The organism is Acetobacter sp. DmW_125128 (assembly GCF_008704325.1).
GTDB lineage: Bacteria > Pseudomonadota > Alphaproteobacteria > Acetobacterales > Acetobacteraceae > Acetobacter > Acetobacter oryzifermentans.
In genome coordinates this window covers 68,004-86,334 of sequence record NZ_VHOP01000019.1, presented here as the reverse complement: position 1 = coordinate 86,334, position 18,331 = coordinate 68,004, and the positions used below count along the sequence as shown (strand labels likewise).

Annotated in this window: 17 protein-coding genes; 5 read left to right on the top strand and 12 right to left on the bottom strand. The window is 55.9% G+C overall.

Translation table 11 applies throughout. The features are described 5' to 3' along the window. The first annotated feature begins 30 nt into the window (after positions 1 to 30). The gene (locus tag FKW19_RS08030; protein WP_006116211.1) at positions 31 to 720 is read left to right on the top strand and encodes a phosphatidylserine decarboxylase; all 690 of its coding nucleotides are present in this window, start codon (positions 31 to 33) and stop codon (positions 718 to 720) included. 12 nt (positions 721 to 732) lie between these two features. Beyond that, the gene (locus FKW19_RS08025) at positions 733 to 1,638 is read left to right on the top strand and encodes a phosphatidylcholine/phosphatidylserine synthase (protein ID WP_089178757.1); all 906 of its coding nucleotides are present in this window, start codon (positions 733 to 735) and stop codon (positions 1,636 to 1,638) included. On the opposite strand, the gene FKW19_RS08020 is transcribed toward FKW19_RS08025, so the two are convergent. Genes FKW19_RS08020 through FKW19_RS07990 form a run of 7 tightly spaced genes read right to left on the bottom strand, consistent with a single transcriptional unit; the run spans position 1,627 to position 8,919 of the window. Then, positions 1,627 to 2,124 (bottom strand): NADH-quinone oxidoreductase subunit B, encoded by a 498-nt coding sequence (locus FKW19_RS08020; protein ID WP_006116214.1) that lies wholly within the window; start codon positions 2,122 to 2,124, stop codon positions 1,627 to 1,629. The two genes, FKW19_RS08025 and FKW19_RS08020, sit on opposite strands and share 12 nt — an antisense overlap. 35 nt (positions 2,125 to 2,159) lie before the next feature. Next, the gene (locus FKW19_RS08015) at positions 2,160 to 3,656 is read right to left on the bottom strand and encodes an NADH-quinone oxidoreductase subunit D (RefSeq protein WP_089178756.1); all 1,497 of its coding nucleotides are present in this window, start codon (positions 3,654 to 3,656) and stop codon (positions 2,160 to 2,162) included. 1 nt (position 3,657) lies between these two features. Beyond that, positions 3,658 to 4,791: a hypothetical protein gene (locus FKW19_RS08010; protein WP_089178755.1), complete on the bottom strand. Its 1,134-nt coding sequence runs from the start codon at positions 4,789 to 4,791 to the stop codon at positions 3,658 to 3,660. Continuing rightward, the gene (locus FKW19_RS08005) at positions 4,788 to 5,378 is read right to left on the bottom strand and encodes a hypothetical protein (protein ID WP_089178754.1); all 591 of its coding nucleotides are present in this window, start codon (positions 5,376 to 5,378) and stop codon (positions 4,788 to 4,790) included. Before FKW19_RS08005 ends, FKW19_RS08010 begins: the two co-directional genes overlap by 4 nt. Then, positions 5,375 to 6,391 carry a hypothetical protein gene (locus tag FKW19_RS08000; RefSeq protein ID WP_089178753.1) on the bottom strand — a complete coding sequence of 339 codons (1,017 nt, stop codon included), beginning with the start codon at positions 6,389 to 6,391 and terminating at the stop codon, positions 5,375 to 5,377. Before FKW19_RS08000 ends, FKW19_RS08005 begins: the two co-directional genes overlap by 4 nt. Then, positions 6,388 to 8,121 carry a hypothetical protein gene (locus FKW19_RS07995; protein ID WP_089178752.1) on the bottom strand — a complete coding sequence of 578 codons (1,734 nt, stop codon included), beginning with the start codon at positions 8,119 to 8,121 and terminating at the stop codon, positions 6,388 to 6,390. Before FKW19_RS07995 ends, FKW19_RS08000 begins: the two co-directional genes overlap by 4 nt. Before the next feature lie 24 nt (positions 8,122 to 8,145). Further along, positions 8,146 to 8,919, bottom strand: a complete 774-nt coding sequence (locus FKW19_RS07990) for a methyltransferase domain-containing protein (protein WP_089178751.1) — start codon at positions 8,917 to 8,919, stop codon at positions 8,146 to 8,148. An 82-nt stretch (positions 8,920 to 9,001) separates the two neighbouring features. Here FKW19_RS07990 and gloB point away from each other — a divergent pair, with 82 nt between their 5' ends. Continuing rightward, positions 9,002 to 9,727, top strand: coding sequence for a hydroxyacylglutathione hydrolase (gene gloB, locus FKW19_RS07985; protein WP_089178750.1), 726 nt, complete (start codon positions 9,002 to 9,004; stop codon positions 9,725 to 9,727). A 5-nt stretch (positions 9,728 to 9,732) separates the two neighbouring features. On the opposite strand, the gene FKW19_RS07980 is transcribed toward gloB, so the two are convergent. Next, the gene (locus tag FKW19_RS07980) at positions 9,733 to 10,815 is read right to left on the bottom strand and encodes a DUF2125 domain-containing protein (RefSeq protein WP_089178749.1); all 1,083 of its coding nucleotides are present in this window, start codon (positions 10,813 to 10,815) and stop codon (positions 9,733 to 9,735) included. Between the two features lie 340 nt (positions 10,816 to 11,155). Beyond that, a complete protein-coding gene (locus tag FKW19_RS07975) occupies positions 11,156 to 11,866 on the bottom strand; it encodes a 1-acyl-sn-glycerol-3-phosphate acyltransferase (protein ID WP_063353747.1) in 711 nt (236 codons plus the stop codon). 181 nt (positions 11,867 to 12,047) lie between these two features. Between FKW19_RS07975 and ahcY the strand changes: the two genes are divergently transcribed. Beyond that, complete coding sequence (gene ahcY / locus FKW19_RS07970) at positions 12,048 to 13,337, top strand: adenosylhomocysteinase (RefSeq protein WP_006116224.1); 1,290 nt, start codon at positions 12,048 to 12,050, stop codon at positions 13,335 to 13,337. Between the two features lie 269 nt (positions 13,338 to 13,606). Beyond that, positions 13,607 to 14,008, top strand: a complete 402-nt coding sequence (locus FKW19_RS07965; protein ID WP_089179896.1) for a DUF3597 domain-containing protein — start codon at positions 13,607 to 13,609, stop codon at positions 14,006 to 14,008. 144 nt (positions 14,009 to 14,152) lie between these two features. Here FKW19_RS07965 and FKW19_RS07960 read toward each other — a convergent pair whose 3' ends face one another. The 3 genes from FKW19_RS07960 to odhB form a co-directional block, all read right to left on the bottom strand. Then, positions 14,153 to 15,187, bottom strand: coding sequence for a L,D-transpeptidase (locus FKW19_RS07960; RefSeq protein WP_089178748.1), 1,035 nt, complete (start codon positions 15,185 to 15,187; stop codon positions 14,153 to 14,155). A 65-nt stretch (positions 15,188 to 15,252) separates the two neighbouring features. After that, positions 15,253 to 16,980, bottom strand: a complete 1,728-nt coding sequence (lpdA, locus tag FKW19_RS07955) for a dihydrolipoyl dehydrogenase (protein WP_089178747.1) — start codon at positions 16,978 to 16,980, stop codon at positions 15,253 to 15,255. A gap of 80 nt (positions 16,981 to 17,060) precedes the next feature. Continuing rightward, complete coding sequence (gene odhB / locus FKW19_RS07950) at positions 17,061 to 18,302, bottom strand: 2-oxoglutarate dehydrogenase complex dihydrolipoyllysine-residue succinyltransferase (protein WP_089178746.1); 1,242 nt, start codon at positions 18,300 to 18,302, stop codon at positions 17,061 to 17,063. Positions 18,303 to 18,331: the final 29 nt, after the last annotated feature.

The window sequence follows — 18,331 nt, the reverse complement described above, 5'->3', positions numbered from 1 at the left end:
TCATGTTGGCTTTCGCGTAAGGATTACTCCATGTCGCTACTTGCTTCGCTTAAACTTGTTATTGCGCGCCCGCACCGGGAAGCGCGCCCCTTCCTTTTGGCATCTGGTGCCACGGCTGCTTTGGCCTATTGGGCTGGCTGTAAACTGCGCTGCCCCGTATTGCGCCGCGTGGGCCATGCCAGCACAGGCTTTTTTGGCTTCTGCCTGTATTTCTTTCGTGATCCAGAGCGGGTTACCCCTGCCCGTAACGATGTAGCTGTAGCCCCGGCTGATGGACACATTGTTTCCATCGAAAAAGTGGCCCCACCGGCAGAACTGGATATGGGCACAGCACCAGTATGGCGCATTGCCACCTTTCTTTCCGTGTTGGATGTGCATGTTAACCGCATGCCTGCCGCTGGCACGGTTACACGTGTTGCCTACCACCCAGGCTTGTTCCTGAACGCCAGCTTGGACAAGGCTTCTGAACAGAATGAACGCAACGCCCTAAGCCTTACCCTGCCGGATGGCCGCATGATGGCTGTGGTGCAGATTGCCGGGTTGGTGGCACGCCGCATTGTGTGCTCCGTAAAGGAAGGAGACAAAGTGGAAGCTGGCGAACGCTTTGGCATTATCCGCTTTGGTTCGCGCACAGATCTGTATCTGCCACCGGGTGTGGAACCTCTGGTTTCTGTCGGGCAGACAATGGTAGGCGGTGAAACCGTCATGGCGCGGTTGTAAAACAGAGCAATCGTGACACAACCTTCCTCACCTCCTTCTGCTCCTGCGCAGCAGACTTCCGAAACACCGCGCCGTCGTCGCCGTTTACGGCGGCGGGTACGCAGTAAAATACGCGGGCCATCCTTTAACCGGCTTATCCCCAATATACTCACCATGTTGGGGCTTTGTGGTGGCCTTATGGGTATGCGTTTTGCTGTGGATGGGCGTTTTCAGGCCGCTGCCGTGGCCTTGCTGATTTCCGCTTTTATTGATGGGCTGGATGGCCGTATTGCCCGCCTGCTACGCGGTTCCACCCGTTTTGGCGCAGAGTTTGACAGCCTTTCCGACTTTTTATGCTTTGGGGTGGCTCCTTCCTTCTTACTGTATTTCTGGGCGCTGAAGGATGGAGGGCGTTACGCTTTTCTGCCGTGCATTATGTTTACCGTGTGCATGGCGCTCCGGTTGGCGCGGTTTAACGCCAATCTGGATGGCGAACATCATCAGCCCAAATATGCCAGCAACTTCTTTACTGGCGTGCCTGCACCCGCAGGTGCCGGGTTGGCTCTTTTCCCGCTCTTTTTAGGGCTGGAAGCACAAAAGCTTGGCATAGACTGGCTTTACCGGCTCACGCGTCTGCCGTGGATTCCTACACTTACCTTGGCAAGCACAGGGTTGCTGCTGGTTTCCACTTTGCCGGTCTGGTCATTCAAGAACTTCAAGGTGCCAGCTCAGTATGTTCTGCCGCTTATGCTGGGTACCGGGCTTTATGCTGTGGTGCTGGTGGCGGATCCGTGGGCTGCTCTGGCCGCTGCGGGCGTGATTTATATGTTCCTATTGCCCCTCAGCCGCTTAAGCTTTCTGCGGCTTAAAAAAGCGGCAGAAGACCTGCAAACCGATGAAGACGATATGGAAGAAACCCCAGCACCTTCACACAGCTGAGGTTTCAGGTTCCTTTGGAGGAACGGCCTGTTTGCCAAACAGGGAACACAGGCCGTTTAGAACATCCTGAGGCGCAGGCGGGCAGCCGGGTATTTTCAGATCTATGGAAACCCGGCGCTCCAACCCACCCAATACCGTATAATTTTCGGGAAACATGCCGCCATCCAAGGCGCAGCTTCCTACGGCAATCAGCCCTTTAGGGGTAGGCATGGCCTGCCATGCGGCTTCCAGCACCGGAGCCATGGCACGCGTAAGCGCGCCGGTTATGAGCAACACATCAGCATTGCGAGGCGATGTTACAAAACCAAAGCCCGCGCCTTCCATATCATATGGCGCATAACGCAGGGCCTGTAGCTCCATCCCACAGCCGCCACAGCCACCTGTATCCACATGGAACAAAAGCAGCGGCCAGCGCGGGCCTACGGGCTTCATGCGCCGGATATCCTGCTTAAAGGCTGCATCAAATACTGCCCGTATCAGCCCCATGTGTTTTTGCCTTTCATTCCGCCCACGTGCACTGTTTACCTATCCAGCGCTGCTGCGTTGATATCCAATGACCGTGCAAGCAAGGCAACATCATCTGGCTGATGCCCCGGCAATATCGCCTCAAACGTCAACAAAGCGGCGGAAGATGGGGTGCGGGTAAAAACCTGTTCTACCCGGCCATCACGCAGGCGCACCCAGTACAGAATACCGCCCCACGGGCCTTCCACCATGCCTGTGCCTTCACCATCCTGCATGGAAAGCTGCACGCTGCCACCAGCCGTTAACCCAATGCGAGAGGCCACTTCATCCAGCATACGCAGGCTTTCCCCCACCTCCTCCAATAAAAGCATGGCGCGGTCTTCTACCGTGCCATCCTGCCTACCAGAGGTGAAGCGCCATATACCTTCGTACCCCGGCATCATACGGCGGCCATCACAATCCCACCCGGCGGCACGTGCTGTGGGGCCATCCAGCCCCACACGCTCCAGCAAATCTGCCGTAACCTTACCCATGCCCGCCAGTTGCATGGAAAGACCCGGATATTCTTGCCACAAAGCCAGCAAGGCTGGGTAATCACGCGCGGCCACCTCGCACAGGCGGGCGCACATATCGCCCATTTGCGTGGCGTGGCGCAGGGAAAGGCCACCCGGCACACATACATCCATCAACAGGCGTGAGCCGGTAATAGGGGCGGCCTCCTGTATCATCCGCTCTCGTAACGCCATGCAGCCAGAGGCTACCAATCGTGCCCCTGCCAGACGTGCCATATCCGCCAGTAGAAAAAGATGGTGGTAAATGCGTTCCAGTTCCAGCAATGCAACACGCAACAGCCGAATTTCCGGGCCGACCTGCTCCTTGCAGGCATCTTCCACAGCCAAACAGAACGCCACCTGCTGCGCAACAGATTGCCCAGCCGCCACACGTGCGCTGAGTTTACACGCATCTTCTACCCGGCTGTTACGCCAGCGCAGTTCCATGCCCCGATGTGCATAACCGGTAACTGTTTCCGTTGCGCGAATACGCCCTTCTCGCAGGGCCAACGCCACATGCAAAGGTGGTTCCATGCCGCCTGTGGCAGGCCCCCAGCCATCCGCCATATCACCCTCTTGGTGCATATGTTCCGCAGGCTGAAAGTGGATAAGCCCCTTCTGCCCTCCGCCAGCCCCCGGATGCTCCGCCAAAGGCATGGAAGAAGACCACACATCATGGTCCAACAAAGGCCTGACATCCGTAGCCCACATACCCTCTGCGCCGTACAGATCGTAAATGCGGCGTTCATACAGGCAGGAAATATCTCTTGCGGGAGAAAGTGCAGGGTATCGCCCATCTTCCAGCGCCAATGTGGCTGCCAGCGGTTGGCCATCTGGTAAAAACAGCGCATGTACATCTGTGCCATCACACCACAGGCCTACAAACGGCAGATCATCATGCTTGAGCGCATCTACCAGATCGCGCCATGCCATTTCTTGTAGCCGAAAGCGCCACGGGGTTTCTGTTTCCTCCCCCGCCCAGATATGAGAAGCCGCGTTCATTTCAGAAAGCTCCCAGCATCATAGCCAGTGGCACCAGCAGCCCCGTAGCTGTCAGCACGGAACAGGCTACACGCCCGGCAGCATCCTGCGGCCAGAAATGATGCGTAATGTCCCGCGCAGGCACAGCACGCGTAACTGCCGCCAAAATACCCGCAACTGTCAGTAACGCCAGCGGCCATGACCAATCACTCATCATGGAAAGCAGGAGCAGGCAGCCCACAAATGGCGCGCCGGGCGGAAAACAGGCCAAGGTATTAACAGCCCAACCACGGCCTGCACGCCCGCCACCGGCAAGGCACCAACCGCATAAAAACAGCAACGCTGCCACATCGGCCTGAATACCAACCGCTATCAACGCCAATGCAGATGGAAAGGTGCGGAACAACCTTTGCCTATCGGGAAAGCGCCCGGCACAGGCCGTAAGCCACACAGAAAGCAGACCACACAGCACAAGGGCGGTTTCAAACGCCTCTCCCCCATGTGTGCGCAGGCGCATGGCCAGCAACAGGGCCGCCCCGGCAAATGGCAGAAACAGAAAAGTATCATTTTCATCCTGCCAAAATTGCCCAAAGGGAGAAAGGCCGGTTAACACCACCAAGCCGCAAGCCATCATCAGGCCAGAAACAACGGTATTGGCTGGAAGCAGCAAGCCGGAAAGCACCAAAAACGTGCCAACCGAGCCATTACGGATAAGCCCCCACCCCATTCTGGCCTGCCCGGCTGGGCGGGTAAAAACAAATACCCCCCATGCCAAAGCGGCTTCTAAAATACCCAACCCCACAGCGGGGTCTGGCGCAACACAGGCCAACCCCGCCAAAGCGGTGGAAACATGCGGCAGGCTACGTACCAGCCTATCATGCAAGATGCCGTTTTCAAGCACGATCAGCAGCAGGCCAAAAGCCAGCATGACACGCCCGGCACGCTGCACGGGGTCATCATCCCACCCAGCGGCCACAGCGCCCGACGCCGGAAAAACAAAAACTGCCAACGCCAGCACACAGCCTATCGCAGACATCCATATTGCCAGTTCACGGCTACGCGCCACAGACACCGCACATACTGCGGCCGCCCCCAAAAAGGGCCACACAAATGCCAGTGCCGCCAGAAACATGCCTGCCCCTGCTGTGCCTGTCATGCTGCATCTCCGTTCTTTTCTGGAGAGTCGGGGGAAGATTTTTTACGGGCGGAAGGTGGGCGCAATGGCACCACGCGCGGCATAATACGGTGGATGCACATCCCCCCAAGCATGGTCACAACAGCACCAGCCAAACCGGCCACACCCACCACAGAGGGTTGATGCGCCTGCACGCCACACAGCAGTACACCTTCAACACACGTAAGCAACCCGGCCCATTGCCATACCATGCTATGCTGGCAGATAACCGAAACCAGGCCAGCCACAACCACACATAAACTGGCAGGAAACACCGCAACACCTGCGCGCGTGCAGGCCAGAAGCAACAACACCATCAGGCCAAGTGCAAAAAACGGTATGGCGCTGCCTGTGCGTTCCCGCGCGGCATCATGCTGATAGCGCAGTAAAAACAGCACTGGCCCTATGGCAAAAACTGCGGCCATCGCCGCCCCTGCCTGCTGTAAAGGGGTATGCCCGTCCACCAGCATAGCAGCAGCGGCAACCAGCCCCAGCAAAGGCAAAAAACCGATACCCCGCGCCACAACGCATAGCGCCAGCAAGGGCATGAGAATGGCGGCCAGTGTCATGAAGGTTCTCCTTCCGGCACTGGCTCTGTTGAATAGCCTTGGGTGTTTTCATCCTCAACGTTGTGGTTTTCAGGCTCAGATGGGGGGGCTGCAACGTGAGAAGAAGTGACCTGCCATGCCAGAACGCCCAGCAGAAAAATAGCACCCAACCGCACACGCGCCCTACGCCCCGCAGGCAGCAGAGCCATACGCAGCACCGCCAGCATGAAAGACGCCACAAGCAGCTTGAACATCCATAGGCCCAAGCCTTCTACACATTGGGTCAGCCAGTTTTCGGCCCCGCTTTCTCCCGGCATGGCCAAGCTGCCTGCCCAGGCCACATCTGCCGCCAACGTAACCCAGCACATCTGCATGCAATCTGCTGCTAAAAGCCACATGGCTCTATCCGGGCCGGAAAGTGTGGCAGAAGCTGTTTGCTCATCCCGCCGTGCCAAGGCTGTTGCCAAAAACAACGCCACACCAGCCAGCACGTAAGGTGCGCCTTCTGTAATAGGAGAAAGCACATGCAGCCTGCCCAAAAACGCAACCAGATCATGCGCCCCGGTTAGCAACAGCACGGGCGTTAACACCGGCAAGAGCAACGCATCCGCCACAATGGCCGCGCATCCTTGTTGTGCGGCAGAGGCCTCCCGCACAGCCTGCGGCAAGTCCAGCAAAACACCTACGGCCACCAGAATGGTGCATACAAGCAGCATGCCCGGTGCGGGAAAGCCCGGCATTGTAAGTGTAAATACCGGCACCAACCCACAGGCCAACACTGCCAGCACCAACGCCAAGACACAAAAAACGCCGTTCAGCCCATCTTGCCGCCCATATAAGGACGGACGGCGGAACTGATGCCAGATTTCCTGCCACCTCCCCCCTGCAGGAAAGCGCGGTTCACCCACCAATCGGCCAGCAAGACGATGCACCCACCCTGCAAACCACGGTGCTACAAGCACCATAAGGGCTGCCTGAATGGCCAGAGCAGCAACACAGCCAAATGCCCAGCTCCATGTGAAATCCTGCTTCATTTTCCTACAAACAGCCCCACCAGCAGGCCGCCACCCAAAAGCAGCAGAATCAACACCAAGCCCTGTGTTTCACACCATTCGGCACCCCGGAACAACCAACGCCTGCCGTAACGCAGGGCAACACGGCTACGGCGGGCCAGCCGTTTGTCCTTTCGGGTTTCAGCCACCAACCCAAAAAGCGCCATGCAGGCAGGCCATAAAGGCGCCGCGCCCTCGTAAGAAACTGTGCGCCCTTCTGCGGGCTGTATGATGGGTGCGCCTTGGCGCCATACTGGCACCGGCTTGATAACACGCCCAAAGGGCAGAAAACCCAGCAGCCTTACCAGCATGGCAGCCGCCGCCAAGGCCGCACCCAACGCCAAAAATGTAAAAACAGGGGTAAAACTGGCCCCGCCGCCTTCCAGCCAGATTGTAGCAATGCGGCTCCACTTCAGCGGCGGCACAACAGGCCCCACCACCAAATGATCCGCCAGCGAAAGCCATAGCCCCGGTAAAAGCACAAGCAACATGGCAGCCCCAGCACATATCCAGCTCGGCCACACAAACTCGGCCGCCACGGGGGCCTGATTTGGCTGAAAAACAGTGGAAGGAAACAGCAGGGCCGCACCTGCGCGCAGCAACCCGGCCCCCATAAGCACCATAATGCTGCCCAGCAGTGCAAGCAGCAGCATTATGGTAAGCGCGCCAACGGGTTGCGCCACGGCAATGGCATCATACGCGCCAACAAGCAGGCTCCATAAAACGGCAAACCCGCCAAAAGGCGGCATAATGGAAAACAGCATTAACAAGCCAGCAACCAGCACATGGCCAGAAAGGGAGGCAATACGGCGCTTTGGTTCTGCCTGCTGCCATTGCGCCAGCCATAACAGGCCAATAAGGGCCAGCATGGGGGCGCCCATACCCAGAATAATGGCCATACGGAATGTTTCCATACCGCCAAAACTGGAAACCAAAGCCAGCGCAACAGCCACCACCAATATGCCATACCATGCCGCACATAGCCCAGATGCAATACGCGCCAGACCTTTATCGCGCATGGCTTGCAAAGTGCCTGTTGCCGCCACCAAACATCCGCTGGCCACCAGCATCACCTGCGGCAGCACAGAAAGCTCACCCACTTCGGCCAAAAGGCGGCCCAACAAAAACAGCCCCACCATACCGGGCAGCACAGCCGTAGGCCCTTTTTGCACAGAAACCGCCCAGCCCATCAGCAGCACAGTCAGGCACAAAAGCGGCACACAAAAAGGGCTATCTGCAGGAATACAAGCAGGCAACACAGCAAATGGCAGACACACACTGCGCCACCCACCTGCGGCTAAAAGCACCAGTGCCGTGCCCGTAAGCAACCCAAATACCAGCGGAGAAAGGGCCAGAAAGCCCATGCCCACAAACACACAGGCCAACGCCGCAGCGCCACTACCGGCTACGCCCCCGGCAAACGCCAGCAAAACAAGCATGGGCAAGGCTGGGCCATCCAGCCCAAAAACCGGAAACCAGCTAAGTTCGCCCTCCAGCTTGCACGCAGATCCCACAATGGCCAACACGCCACAGAGCGCCCACAGGCCACCCATAATTTCTGCCCGCCACACCGCAGCACCACGCAGAAGCCTGTCTGGCAGCACTGCAAAAACGCCCAGCGCAGCAAATATCGCCAGCAAACTGCAAAGAACAAAGGAGGTGAAAATGGAACCCGGCCCCAACCTGCTATGAAATCCGGCGGATAACACCATGACAGCCGGTTAATGACAATCTATTCAACGCCGCGAAATGCGTGAAACGTATTTTCTGTCCTGTATGGCCTTTGCTGTGCCCCTTACCGGCATCAGGGAACGGGCAAGCCAACGCTGCCGCGCCTTTACTGGCAGGGAAAGGGCAGAATACTCATCCCGCACCGCTTCCACCAATATCAGGCTACCCGCGCCGGGGCAGAGCATCTTGCCTGCAATATCCATTTTTCGTCCGTTATGGCGCATCCAACGCATAGCGCCCGTGGGTAGAAAAAGAGCTTCATCCCATTGTTCTGGTTTAAGCATGGCAGATGCAAGCGTTTGCTTGAGACATCGGCGGGAAAAAGCCGCATCGTGCCGGAATGGCGTGCCCCGCAACCGCGCCCGGCCACCAAAACGGCTGGGCACAATTAACAGCAACCTGCCATCGGGCTTCATCACCTGCCCGGCGGCTCGCAGAACAGATACGGAGTGTTGGCGATCATCCAGCGCATGCACCATTAATACCCGGTCAAACTGCTTGGGCTGAAACGGCAGGCTGTGCAGATCCACCACACAGCTTAGACCGGGCGTGGATGTCGCGCCCCATAGCGGCGCATTGGCAGCAACCAAACAGGCTGGTGTGGCTCTGCCATTCTCCAACTTTTCCAGATACGCAGCCGTATGCCCTAGCCCCAGCACAGCGTGCTGCTGCCCCAGATCTGGCCAGAACCAGCGCAGACGTTCACCAACCAGAGCCAGAAAGCACTGGCCTCTTGCTGTTGTGTAAAAACTGCTTTCCGGCGGCATGACATCGAGCATTCTGCATGTCTATCATACGGTTTGTGACCCCGTCATGATTTGCCTTCCCTATTTTCAAATTTCCACAGCAGGAGCTTTCCCCATGCCTCTTGATGTTCAGGCCATTCCTGTTCTGTCCGACAATTACGCGTGGTTTTTGCGTGATACGGAAACAGGCACAACCGCAGTGATAGACCCCGGAGAAGCCGCGCCCATTGTGAACTTTATTGAAAAAGAAGGTGGGCGACTGGATCTGATCTTGCTCACGCATCACCATCATGATCACACCGGCGGCGCGGAAGCACTTCGCCAGCGCTATCATGCCCGCGTAGCTGGCCCCGCGGCCGAGCAACAGCGCATGCCGCCGCTGGATATTGCTTTGCACGATCAAGACAGCCTTGCCGTAGGGGCCTGTACCAGCACTGTTATTGCTGTGCCGGGCCATACGCTGGGCCATATTTGCTTTTACTTCCCCAACCCACCTTCCCTGTTTTGTGGGGATACGCTGTTCAGCCTTGGGTGTGGCCGACTATTTGAAGGCACCGCTGCACAGATGTTTGAGAGCCTGCACAAGCTGGATGCCCTGCCCGATACAACGCGTGTTTATTGCGGGCACGAATATACGCAGGGCAACAGCGCCTTTGCCTTACATGCAGAACCACAGAATGCCGCGTTAAAGGAACGTGTAGCGGAGGTGCGCCGCCTGCGGGCCGAAAACAAACCCACCGTACCCTCCACATTGGGGATGGAACGCGCCACCAACCCTTTTTTACGCGCAAAAAACGTGCAAACCTTTGCTCAACTCCGCCGCGAAAAAGATACGTTTTAAACCCTTCAGTTTGCGCGCGCACGCCCTACTTGCGCTCCGGTTTCTTGCGCTGCATGGCGTGCTGCCTGAAAAACAGGTTGCAGGGCAGAAACCGGCAGCGTTCCCAACTGCATGGTGCCGTTACGCAACATTAACGGCATTTGCAAGTTATCGGGTTGTTCCCGCGTAACACGCGCCAGCATAGTGGCCATGCCTGTGGCTTCCTGCGCAGAAAGTGTGCCTTCACGCCGCAAGTTCTCTAAAAAGGGCTGCCAATTTGCAACGCTCAGCCAAAAATCTCCCGTGGGGTGTAAAAGCTCTCCGCCGCGCACCTGCCCTGTCATTTTCAGGTTCAGATCACGCCAGCGGGCTGTAAAGCGTTGCACCAATACATCTGGCCATGCGGCGGCACCATTGGATGGAAAAATACTTTCGCGCACATTTGTTGTTGGCCCCGGTATGGCAACAGCAGCCTGCACATCCTCCAGCACCGTTTGCCAACCCGTTATGCCCCAACGCTGGGCCTTAACAAAAATGGAGGCGGTGCTTTGTTCCTGCGTGGCCTGCATATTCCAAAAGGCTTTGCCCCGCACATTTTGCAGCACCATATCACCCATATGGCTGGCACCGACAGGGAACAGCACATGCAAGAAAGGTGTTTGAAAAACGGTATGGCCCGCCATCCTTCTGCTTAACGGAAGATCCAGTTCTATAGGGTCTCCCTCCATCCGCAACACAACGGGAGTTTCCTCCCCTTCCTGCGCATTATGGAGCGTTTCCATTACCATCGGACTAACCAGCCGCACGTGTACGAAAAAGGGACGCCAGAAAGCTGTATTCGCTGTAACGCGGGTAGCAGCGTAAATGATCTGAAAAGCAGAGGACCGCGCCGCCAATAATGGCGTGCAGACCATACGCATATTTTGCGTATCCAATTGCGCATACCACGGCCACCCATTTACCACGCGGGATGTGTAATGCGTCTGGCACCTTAAGGGCATGGTGTCTGCCTGCTTTTGCAGATACTGCGCGCTTGCCCACCAATAGCCACTTAAAACCAGAAAGCAGCCACCAGTCCCTACAGCAAAACTAAGAAGCGCTTTTTTCATTCACACCCTTTTTCTGAACATTCATGGCGGTTTTCTACAGAGTCTCGGCTTTTATCCACAGGCAAAGGCGCTTCGCCGTTATTCTGTCATATTCAAAACAGTTTGTAGGGGAAAACCTGATGCTGCTTTTTACGCGGAAAAATCTTTTCAAAAAAAATCCCTGAATATGAAAGACAAAAATAAGACAGACCTGTCATTCACAAAAAATTTACAAAGTATTCATTTTGCATTTTACAGATATTTACAGAAAAACCACCCCGATTACTGATGCAACCGCACACATGCGCAAGGTAAATTCCACAAAGTTATCCACATGCTTTGGGGATTTTATCCCCCGCCATCAGGCTAAGGGCTGAAATGTTTTTTCCTGTTCGCGCCAACCTGCTTCAATATCCGCCAGCAAGGCTGCGCGCTTGGCGGGGCCTACGGCTGGGCCAATAGCAATATGCAAAACGCCAGAGCGTTTGAAAAACGCATTGCGCCCCCAGAACAGGCCAGAGTTGGTGGCAACCGGAATAACAGGCAGCTTGGCGTGGTTAGCCATGGCGGCAATGCCCGGTTTAAGTGCTACGTGCTCACCCGGCGCCGTGCGTGTGCCCTCAGGAAAAATAATAATCTGCCGGTCTGCCTTCAGGGCTTTATCTGTTTCCTGCAACAGCATGCGCATGGCCTTAGCCCCTGCCGCACGCTCAATAGGCATCATGCCCGTTAAAACCAGCATGGGGCCAAGCAGCGGAATACGCCGCAGCTCCCCCTTCATCACATAACAAGGGCGGGGCAGCAGCAGCATCCATACCAACGTATCAAAAGCGGATTGATGTTGGGATGCAATAAGTGCCGGGCCATGGGTGGGCAGATGCTCCAGCCCCGTGATTTCCACCTTTACGCCGCAAATACTGCGAAACAGCGCCAAAACCAGCCGAGACCACAATTTTGCATAAGGCAGCGCCAGCCTATGCGCAAACCAGCGAATGGGAAAAGCCCCCACCCCCATAAGCAGCGTAAGCAGAAAAGCCAGAACGTTAAACAGAACGGAACGAAACACAGACATTCAAAAAACCCAGCGCAGCCTCAAAGATCATTCATGACATGTTGCATCTGGACACCAGAAAAAAAGCCCATATGCAAGCGGCAAGCATACAGGTGCTGCATCTGCCATGCCTGTTTCGGCTGGCATCCACCTGCCCCACGCTGTATAGAAAAGCCCGATCTGCACAGGAAGACAGGATAACATGAGCGATTACAAGGTTAAGGATCTCTCTCTCGCTGAGTGGGGCCGCAAGGAAATTTCCATTGCCGAAGGCGAAATGCCCGGCCTGATGGCCCTGCGCGAGGAATACGGCCAAAGCAAGCCGCTGAAAGGCGCACGCATTGCTGGCTGCCTGCACATGACCATCCAGACCGCCGTGCTGATTGAAACACTGGTGGCCCTTGGCGCCACGGTGCGTTGGTCATCTTGCAACATCTTCTCTACGCAGGATCATGCTGCGGCTGCTATTGCTGCTGCGGGCGTTCCCGTATTTGCATGGAAAGGCCTGTCGGAAGAAGAATTCTGGTGGTGCATTGAACAGACAGTGAAGGGCCCCGATGGCTGGACCCCGAACATGATTCTGGATGACGGTGGTGATCTGACCGTGCTGATGCACGACAAATACCCCGAACTGCTGGCCAACGTGAAAGGCCTTTCTGAAGAAACCACAACAGGTGTGCACCGCCTGTGGGAGATGCAGAAAAAAGGCACGCTGAAGGTTCCGGCCATTAACGTGAACGACAGCGTTACCAAATCCAAATTCGATAACCTGTATGGCTGCCGTGAAAGCCTGGTGGACGCAATCCGCCGTGGCACAGATGTCATGATGGCTGGCAAGGTTGCCGTTGTTGCCGGTTATGGTGATGTGGGTAAAGGTTCTGCTGCCTCCCTGCGCAATGCAGGCTGCCGCGTTCTGGTTACGGAAGTAGACCCCATCTGCGCCCTTCAGGCCGCCATGGAAGGCTACGAAGTGGTAACGATGGAAGAAGGTGCCCCCCGTGGTGATATCTTTGTAACCGCCACCGGCAATGTGGACGTTATTACGCTTGACCACATGCGCGCCATGAAAAACCGCGCCATTGTGTGCAACATCGGCCACTTTGATTCTGAAATTCAGATTAACGCGCTGCGTAACTTTACGTGGGACAACATTAAGCCGCAGGTGGACGAAGTTGTGTTCCCCGATGGCAAGCGCCTGATTGTTCTGTCCGAAGGCCGTTTGGTGAACCTTGGCAATGCCACAGGCCACCCTTCCTTTGTGATGTCTGCTTCTTTCACCAACCAGACACTGGCCCAGATTGAACTGTGGACAGCGCCGGAAGGTAAATACGAAGCCAAAGTGTACACCCTGCCTAAAAAGCTGGATGAAAAGGTTGCGGCCCTGCATCTGGCCAAGGTTGGCGCACATCTGAGCAAGCTGAACAAAGAGCAGGCCGAATATATTGGCGTGCATGTAAACGGCCCGTTCAAGCACCAAGACTACCGCTACTGATTTTTTCAAATCAGAAGCACAAAAGGGGTATGGGCCGCCAGTTGGCCCATACCTCTTTTTTATGTTCTGCCTGCTTTGCCTTTACGAGACAGGCTGCCTTTTTCTGGCCATCTCTTGTAAAAAAACTTAATATTCAGAAAGCATTAAGCGCTCTATGCAACAAGCAATGCTGCTGTATGCTTAGGGGCAGTTGCATGGCTTGCCTTTAAGCATTCTGCTTCATTGTATTGTACAAAGTCATGCTGGCTCTTGCGAAAGGATTTCTGAACATGAGCATTTTTGGCTCCATTCTCTCCGCCATTTTCCATCATGCCAAGGCTGCCACGCCAGACACCACATCCCCCGCCAATGCTGGCGCACAGCCTTCTGCTTCTGCTGCTGCCGCTGCAGCTCCGGGCACCATTCCGCCTGCTGGCACGCCGGTAAATGTTGATGCCGTGCTGGCCGATATGGCTGCAAAAAATGGCCAGAACCTGAACTGGCAGGAATCCATTGTGGATCTGCTGAAGCTTCTGGGCCTCGACAGCTCCTTGGATGCTCGCAAAAAGCTGGCTGGCGAACTGGGCTATACGGGTGACACAAACGATAGCGCCACCATGAACGTTTGGCTGATTAAAGAAGTACGCCAGAAACTGGCAGAAAACGGCGGTAAAGTACCTGCTGGCCTGTAATATCTGGTAAGAAAAACCAGTTTTACCGGTTAAAATAAAAGGCGTGCTGCTTACGGGCGGCACGCCTTTTTTATTAAGGCATCAAGCAGACACAGGCACATTTGGTTTTAGCCCCAAACCGTAACACCCGGCCCCGGCCTACATTTACCCACGCGCAGCTAATTTGGATGGGCCTGTATTTTCTTTAAGTGCTGCGGTTTTATCAGAATCCGGGTGATAATCTGCCGAATCCACCACCACCACGGCTAAACCCGAAATGGCGGTGGGCTTTCTGTCTGGCCGCAATAGGGCTCTAAAGCGAATATCCACGGCAGCCCATTGCTCATATTCCGCATCTATCAGGCCGTGCTTATCAATAAACACGTTTAACGATGCCGGAATACGAATACAGCCCTCAGATGCCGTATGGCCTAGCCGTTGCTCCAGATAAACGGGATCTGTTGCGTGCATTTCCAACCGGATCTGGCCTTTTTCTCGGCTGGGCAGCCAGCCTTTTTCAGCCCACTGCCAGCCAAAATCCCATACCCGCATGCCTTTGATACCGTTGCCGCGAATACCATTTTCATTTTTGGTGCCCAGCGCGCGGTAACCCAGCCGATCTGCCGTGTTGGTAAACACCCCTGTTGGCGTGATGTAATAATACTTACGCCCCGTTGTGCCGGTAGAAACCTTGGTGCTGCCAATAACCTGCCAGTCTGGATCATTCGGCAAAGCCAGAATCAGACACAGACGCTGCACAGAGGGGTTGCGATCCACCACCACCAAAACCTGTGGCCGATCAATAGCGTACCCGGCCTGTTCCAACTGCTGGCGTGCCAGTGCAATCCATGCGGTTTTACGTGCGGTTGAAACTTTAAGGGCTACGGGCACTTCATGCCGGAAATCCCGCGTAAGGCTATCTGCTTCCTTACGGGCTTCATCATCATCCACCACAGGCATTGGGGGAAGCTGCGCGGCTTCTTCCGGTGGTGGGGTATAAGGCACATGCCCATCCGGGGCTGCCTGCGTGGTTACAGGTGTTTGTGCGCCATCACCCTGTATGGGTGGTTTTTCTGGCCGGGATTCTTCGGTTTGAGAGGCGGCATCTGGCGCAGGCGTTTGGGCCGCAGCAAACCCGCCCGGTACCAAAAGCAGGCTACCAGCCATTGCCCATACAGTTGGATGCCTTGGCACAAACATGCCACCTCTCTCCCATCTTCTGAATGGAAGAGAGTATGACACCACTTTCAGCTAGAAGGAAACTTTCAGATGTTGATCGCGCGGTTGTCAGCGCCCAACGCGGCTTCCTTCACGGCTTCACTCAGAGTTGGATGTGCGTGGCACACGCGGCCGATATCTTCGGCAGAGGCCCCAAATTCAATGGCCATTGTGGCTTCGGCAATCAGTTCACCAGCACATGGGCCAATAATATGCACACCCAGAACGCGGTCTGTATGCTTATCTGCCAGCACCTTTACAAAGCCATCCGTCATGCCCAAAGCGCGGGCACGGCCATTGGCCATGAAGGGGAACTTGCCGGTTTTGTAAGCCACGCCCTTTTCTTTAAGCTGCTCTTCCGTAAAGCCAACGGAGGCAACTTCCGGCCATGTGTAAATCACACCCGGAATGGCATCGTAATTGACATGCCCAGCCTGACCAGCCAGCAGTTCTGCCAAAGCTACGCCTTCTTCTTCTGCCTTATGGGCCAACATGGGGCCTGCAATAACGTCACCAATGGCATAAATACCCGGCACGCTGGTAGCGTAATGTGCATCCACCTCAACACGGCCACGCTTATCCAGCGCAATACCGGCTTCTTCTAGCCCCATGTTTTTGCTGGCAGCGGTGCGGCCCACAGCAACCAGAACTACATCGGCCTCAAGCGTTTCGGCGGCACCACCGGCTGAAGGTTCAACCGTCAGCACCACGCCTTTTTTGGTTTTTTCGGCTTTGGTCACCTTATGGCCCAGCTTCATTTTGAAGCCCTGCTTCAGCAGCAGCTTCTGGAACTGGGAGGCCACCTCATTATCCGTGCCTGGCACCAAACGATCAAGGAATTCAACAACAGTTACATCGGCACCCAAACGGCCCCATACGCTGCCAAGTTCCAGACCGATCACGCCGCCACCAATCACGACAAGGCGCTTGGGCACTTCGGAAAGCTCCAGTGCGCCCGTGGAGGTGACAATAACTTTTTCATCTATCTCAATGCCCGGTAGATTTGCACTGTTGCTGCCGCTGGCAATAACAATGTGCTTGGCGGTAACGGGCTTGCCATCCACGCTAAGGCGGCCTGTGCCTTCCACCTTGCCGTGGCCTTTCAGCCAGGTGATGCCGTTCTTCTTGAACAGATATTCAACGCCCTTCACGTTGGCGCCAACAATATCTGCCTTACGGGCCTGCATGCGGGCCAGATCCAGCTTTACGCTATCAATCACCACACCATGAGCGGCAAAATCATGCCCGGCGGCATGGTAGTTTTCGGAAGACTGAAGCAGCGCCTTGGAAGGAATACAGCCCACGTTCAGGCAGGTGCCGCCAAGCGTTGCGCGCTGTTCAACACATGCAACCTTAAAGCCAAGCTGTGCAGCGCGAATGGCGCACACATACCCACCGGGGCCAGCACCAATAACCACTACATCGTAATCTGTTTCTGCCGGAGCCTGTGCTGCCGGGGCCGTTGCGGCAACGGGCTTAGCTTCTTCTGCCTTGGCCGCAGGAGCGGCAGCTTTTGCGGCGGGCGCAGAACCAGCAGCACCGGCTTCCAGCGTAGCCAGCACAGCGCCCACTTCTACTTCATCACCTTCTTTAACGGCATGATTTTCAAGCCGACCGGATGCAGGAGCAGGCACTTCTACGCTTACTTTATCTGTTTCCAGCTCAACAACGGGCTCATCTACTTTTACAGCTTCACCCGGCTGCTTCAGCCACTTCCCCACCGTGGCGGTCGTAACGCTTTCTCCAAGTGTGGGAACTTTAATTTCAATCGGCATGGGTCTCGTCTCGCTCACGTAGGGATATGCAGAAAAATTGGCCGAAGAGGTGCACATTCACCCCTTCGGCAACCACGCTATCAAACTTCAATCAGAAGGCGGCGCGGGTCTTCTACGTTCTGCTTCACCCGCACAAGGAAGCTAACGGCTTCCTTGCCATCTACAATGCGGTGATCATAAGAAAGGGCAATATACATCATCGGGCGGATCACCACCTGCCCGTTCACTGCCACCGGGCGTTCCTGAATGGAGTGCATGCCCAGAATACCAGACTGCGGTGCGTTCAGGATGGGGGTGGACAGCAGAGAACCATAAATACCGCCATTGGTGATGGAGAAGGTGCCGCCAGAAAGCTGATCCAGCTTAAGCGTGCCTTCACGCGCTGCCTTGCCAAAACCTGCAATGGTTTTTTCAATTTCGGCATAGCCCATTTTGTCGGCATCACGGATAACCGGCACCACCAGCCCATTTGGCCCACCCACGGCGATGCCGAGGTTTACGAAATCACGGTAGATAACGTCATCACCGTCGATTTCTGCGTTAATGGCCGGGAATTCTTTCAGGGCTGCCACAACAGCGCGGGAGAAGATGGACATATAGCCCAACTTGACACCGTGCTTTTTAACAAACGAGTCCTGATATTCGGCACGCAGCGCCATAGCGCCGGACATGTCGATTTCATTAAACGTTGTCAGCATGGCCGCCGTGTTTTGTGCTTCCTTCAGGCGGCGGGCAATGGTGCGGCGCAGGCGTGTCATTTTCACGCGTTCTTCACGCGGGTCATCATTACGCGGCGGCTTGGGGGCAGCGGCTGGTGTTGCAGCCTGTGGGTTAGCCAAAAAGCCCAACACATCACCCTTGGTAATACGGCCACCAAGGCCGGTGCCTGCAAGCTGCTGTGCGCTCAGGCCGTTTTCAGCCATCATCTTGCGGGCTGCTGGCAGAGCGGCACCGGCATCTACTGCTGGCGCAGATGCGGCGGCCTTAGGAGCTGGCGCTGCGGCTTTTGCCGGAGCAGCCGCAGCTACGGGTTCTGCTTTCTTTTCCGGGGCAGCGGCTTTGGCTGCTGGTGCCGCACCGGCCTTACCGGGTTCCAGAGTGGTTAGCAGTGCGCCCACTTCTACTTCCTGATCTTCCTTGGCAGCCTGCGGGCCCAGAATACCAGCCTGCGGCGCAGAAACTTCTACGCTCACCTTATCTGTTTCCAGCTCAACAATCGGTTCATCTGCCTGCACCGCTTCGCCCGGCTGCTTCAGCCACTTGGCCACGGTTGCTGTGGTTACGCTTTCACCCAGTGTCGGCACCTTGATCTCGACAGACATCCTGTTCCCCATCTTTTCTTCAAATCCCC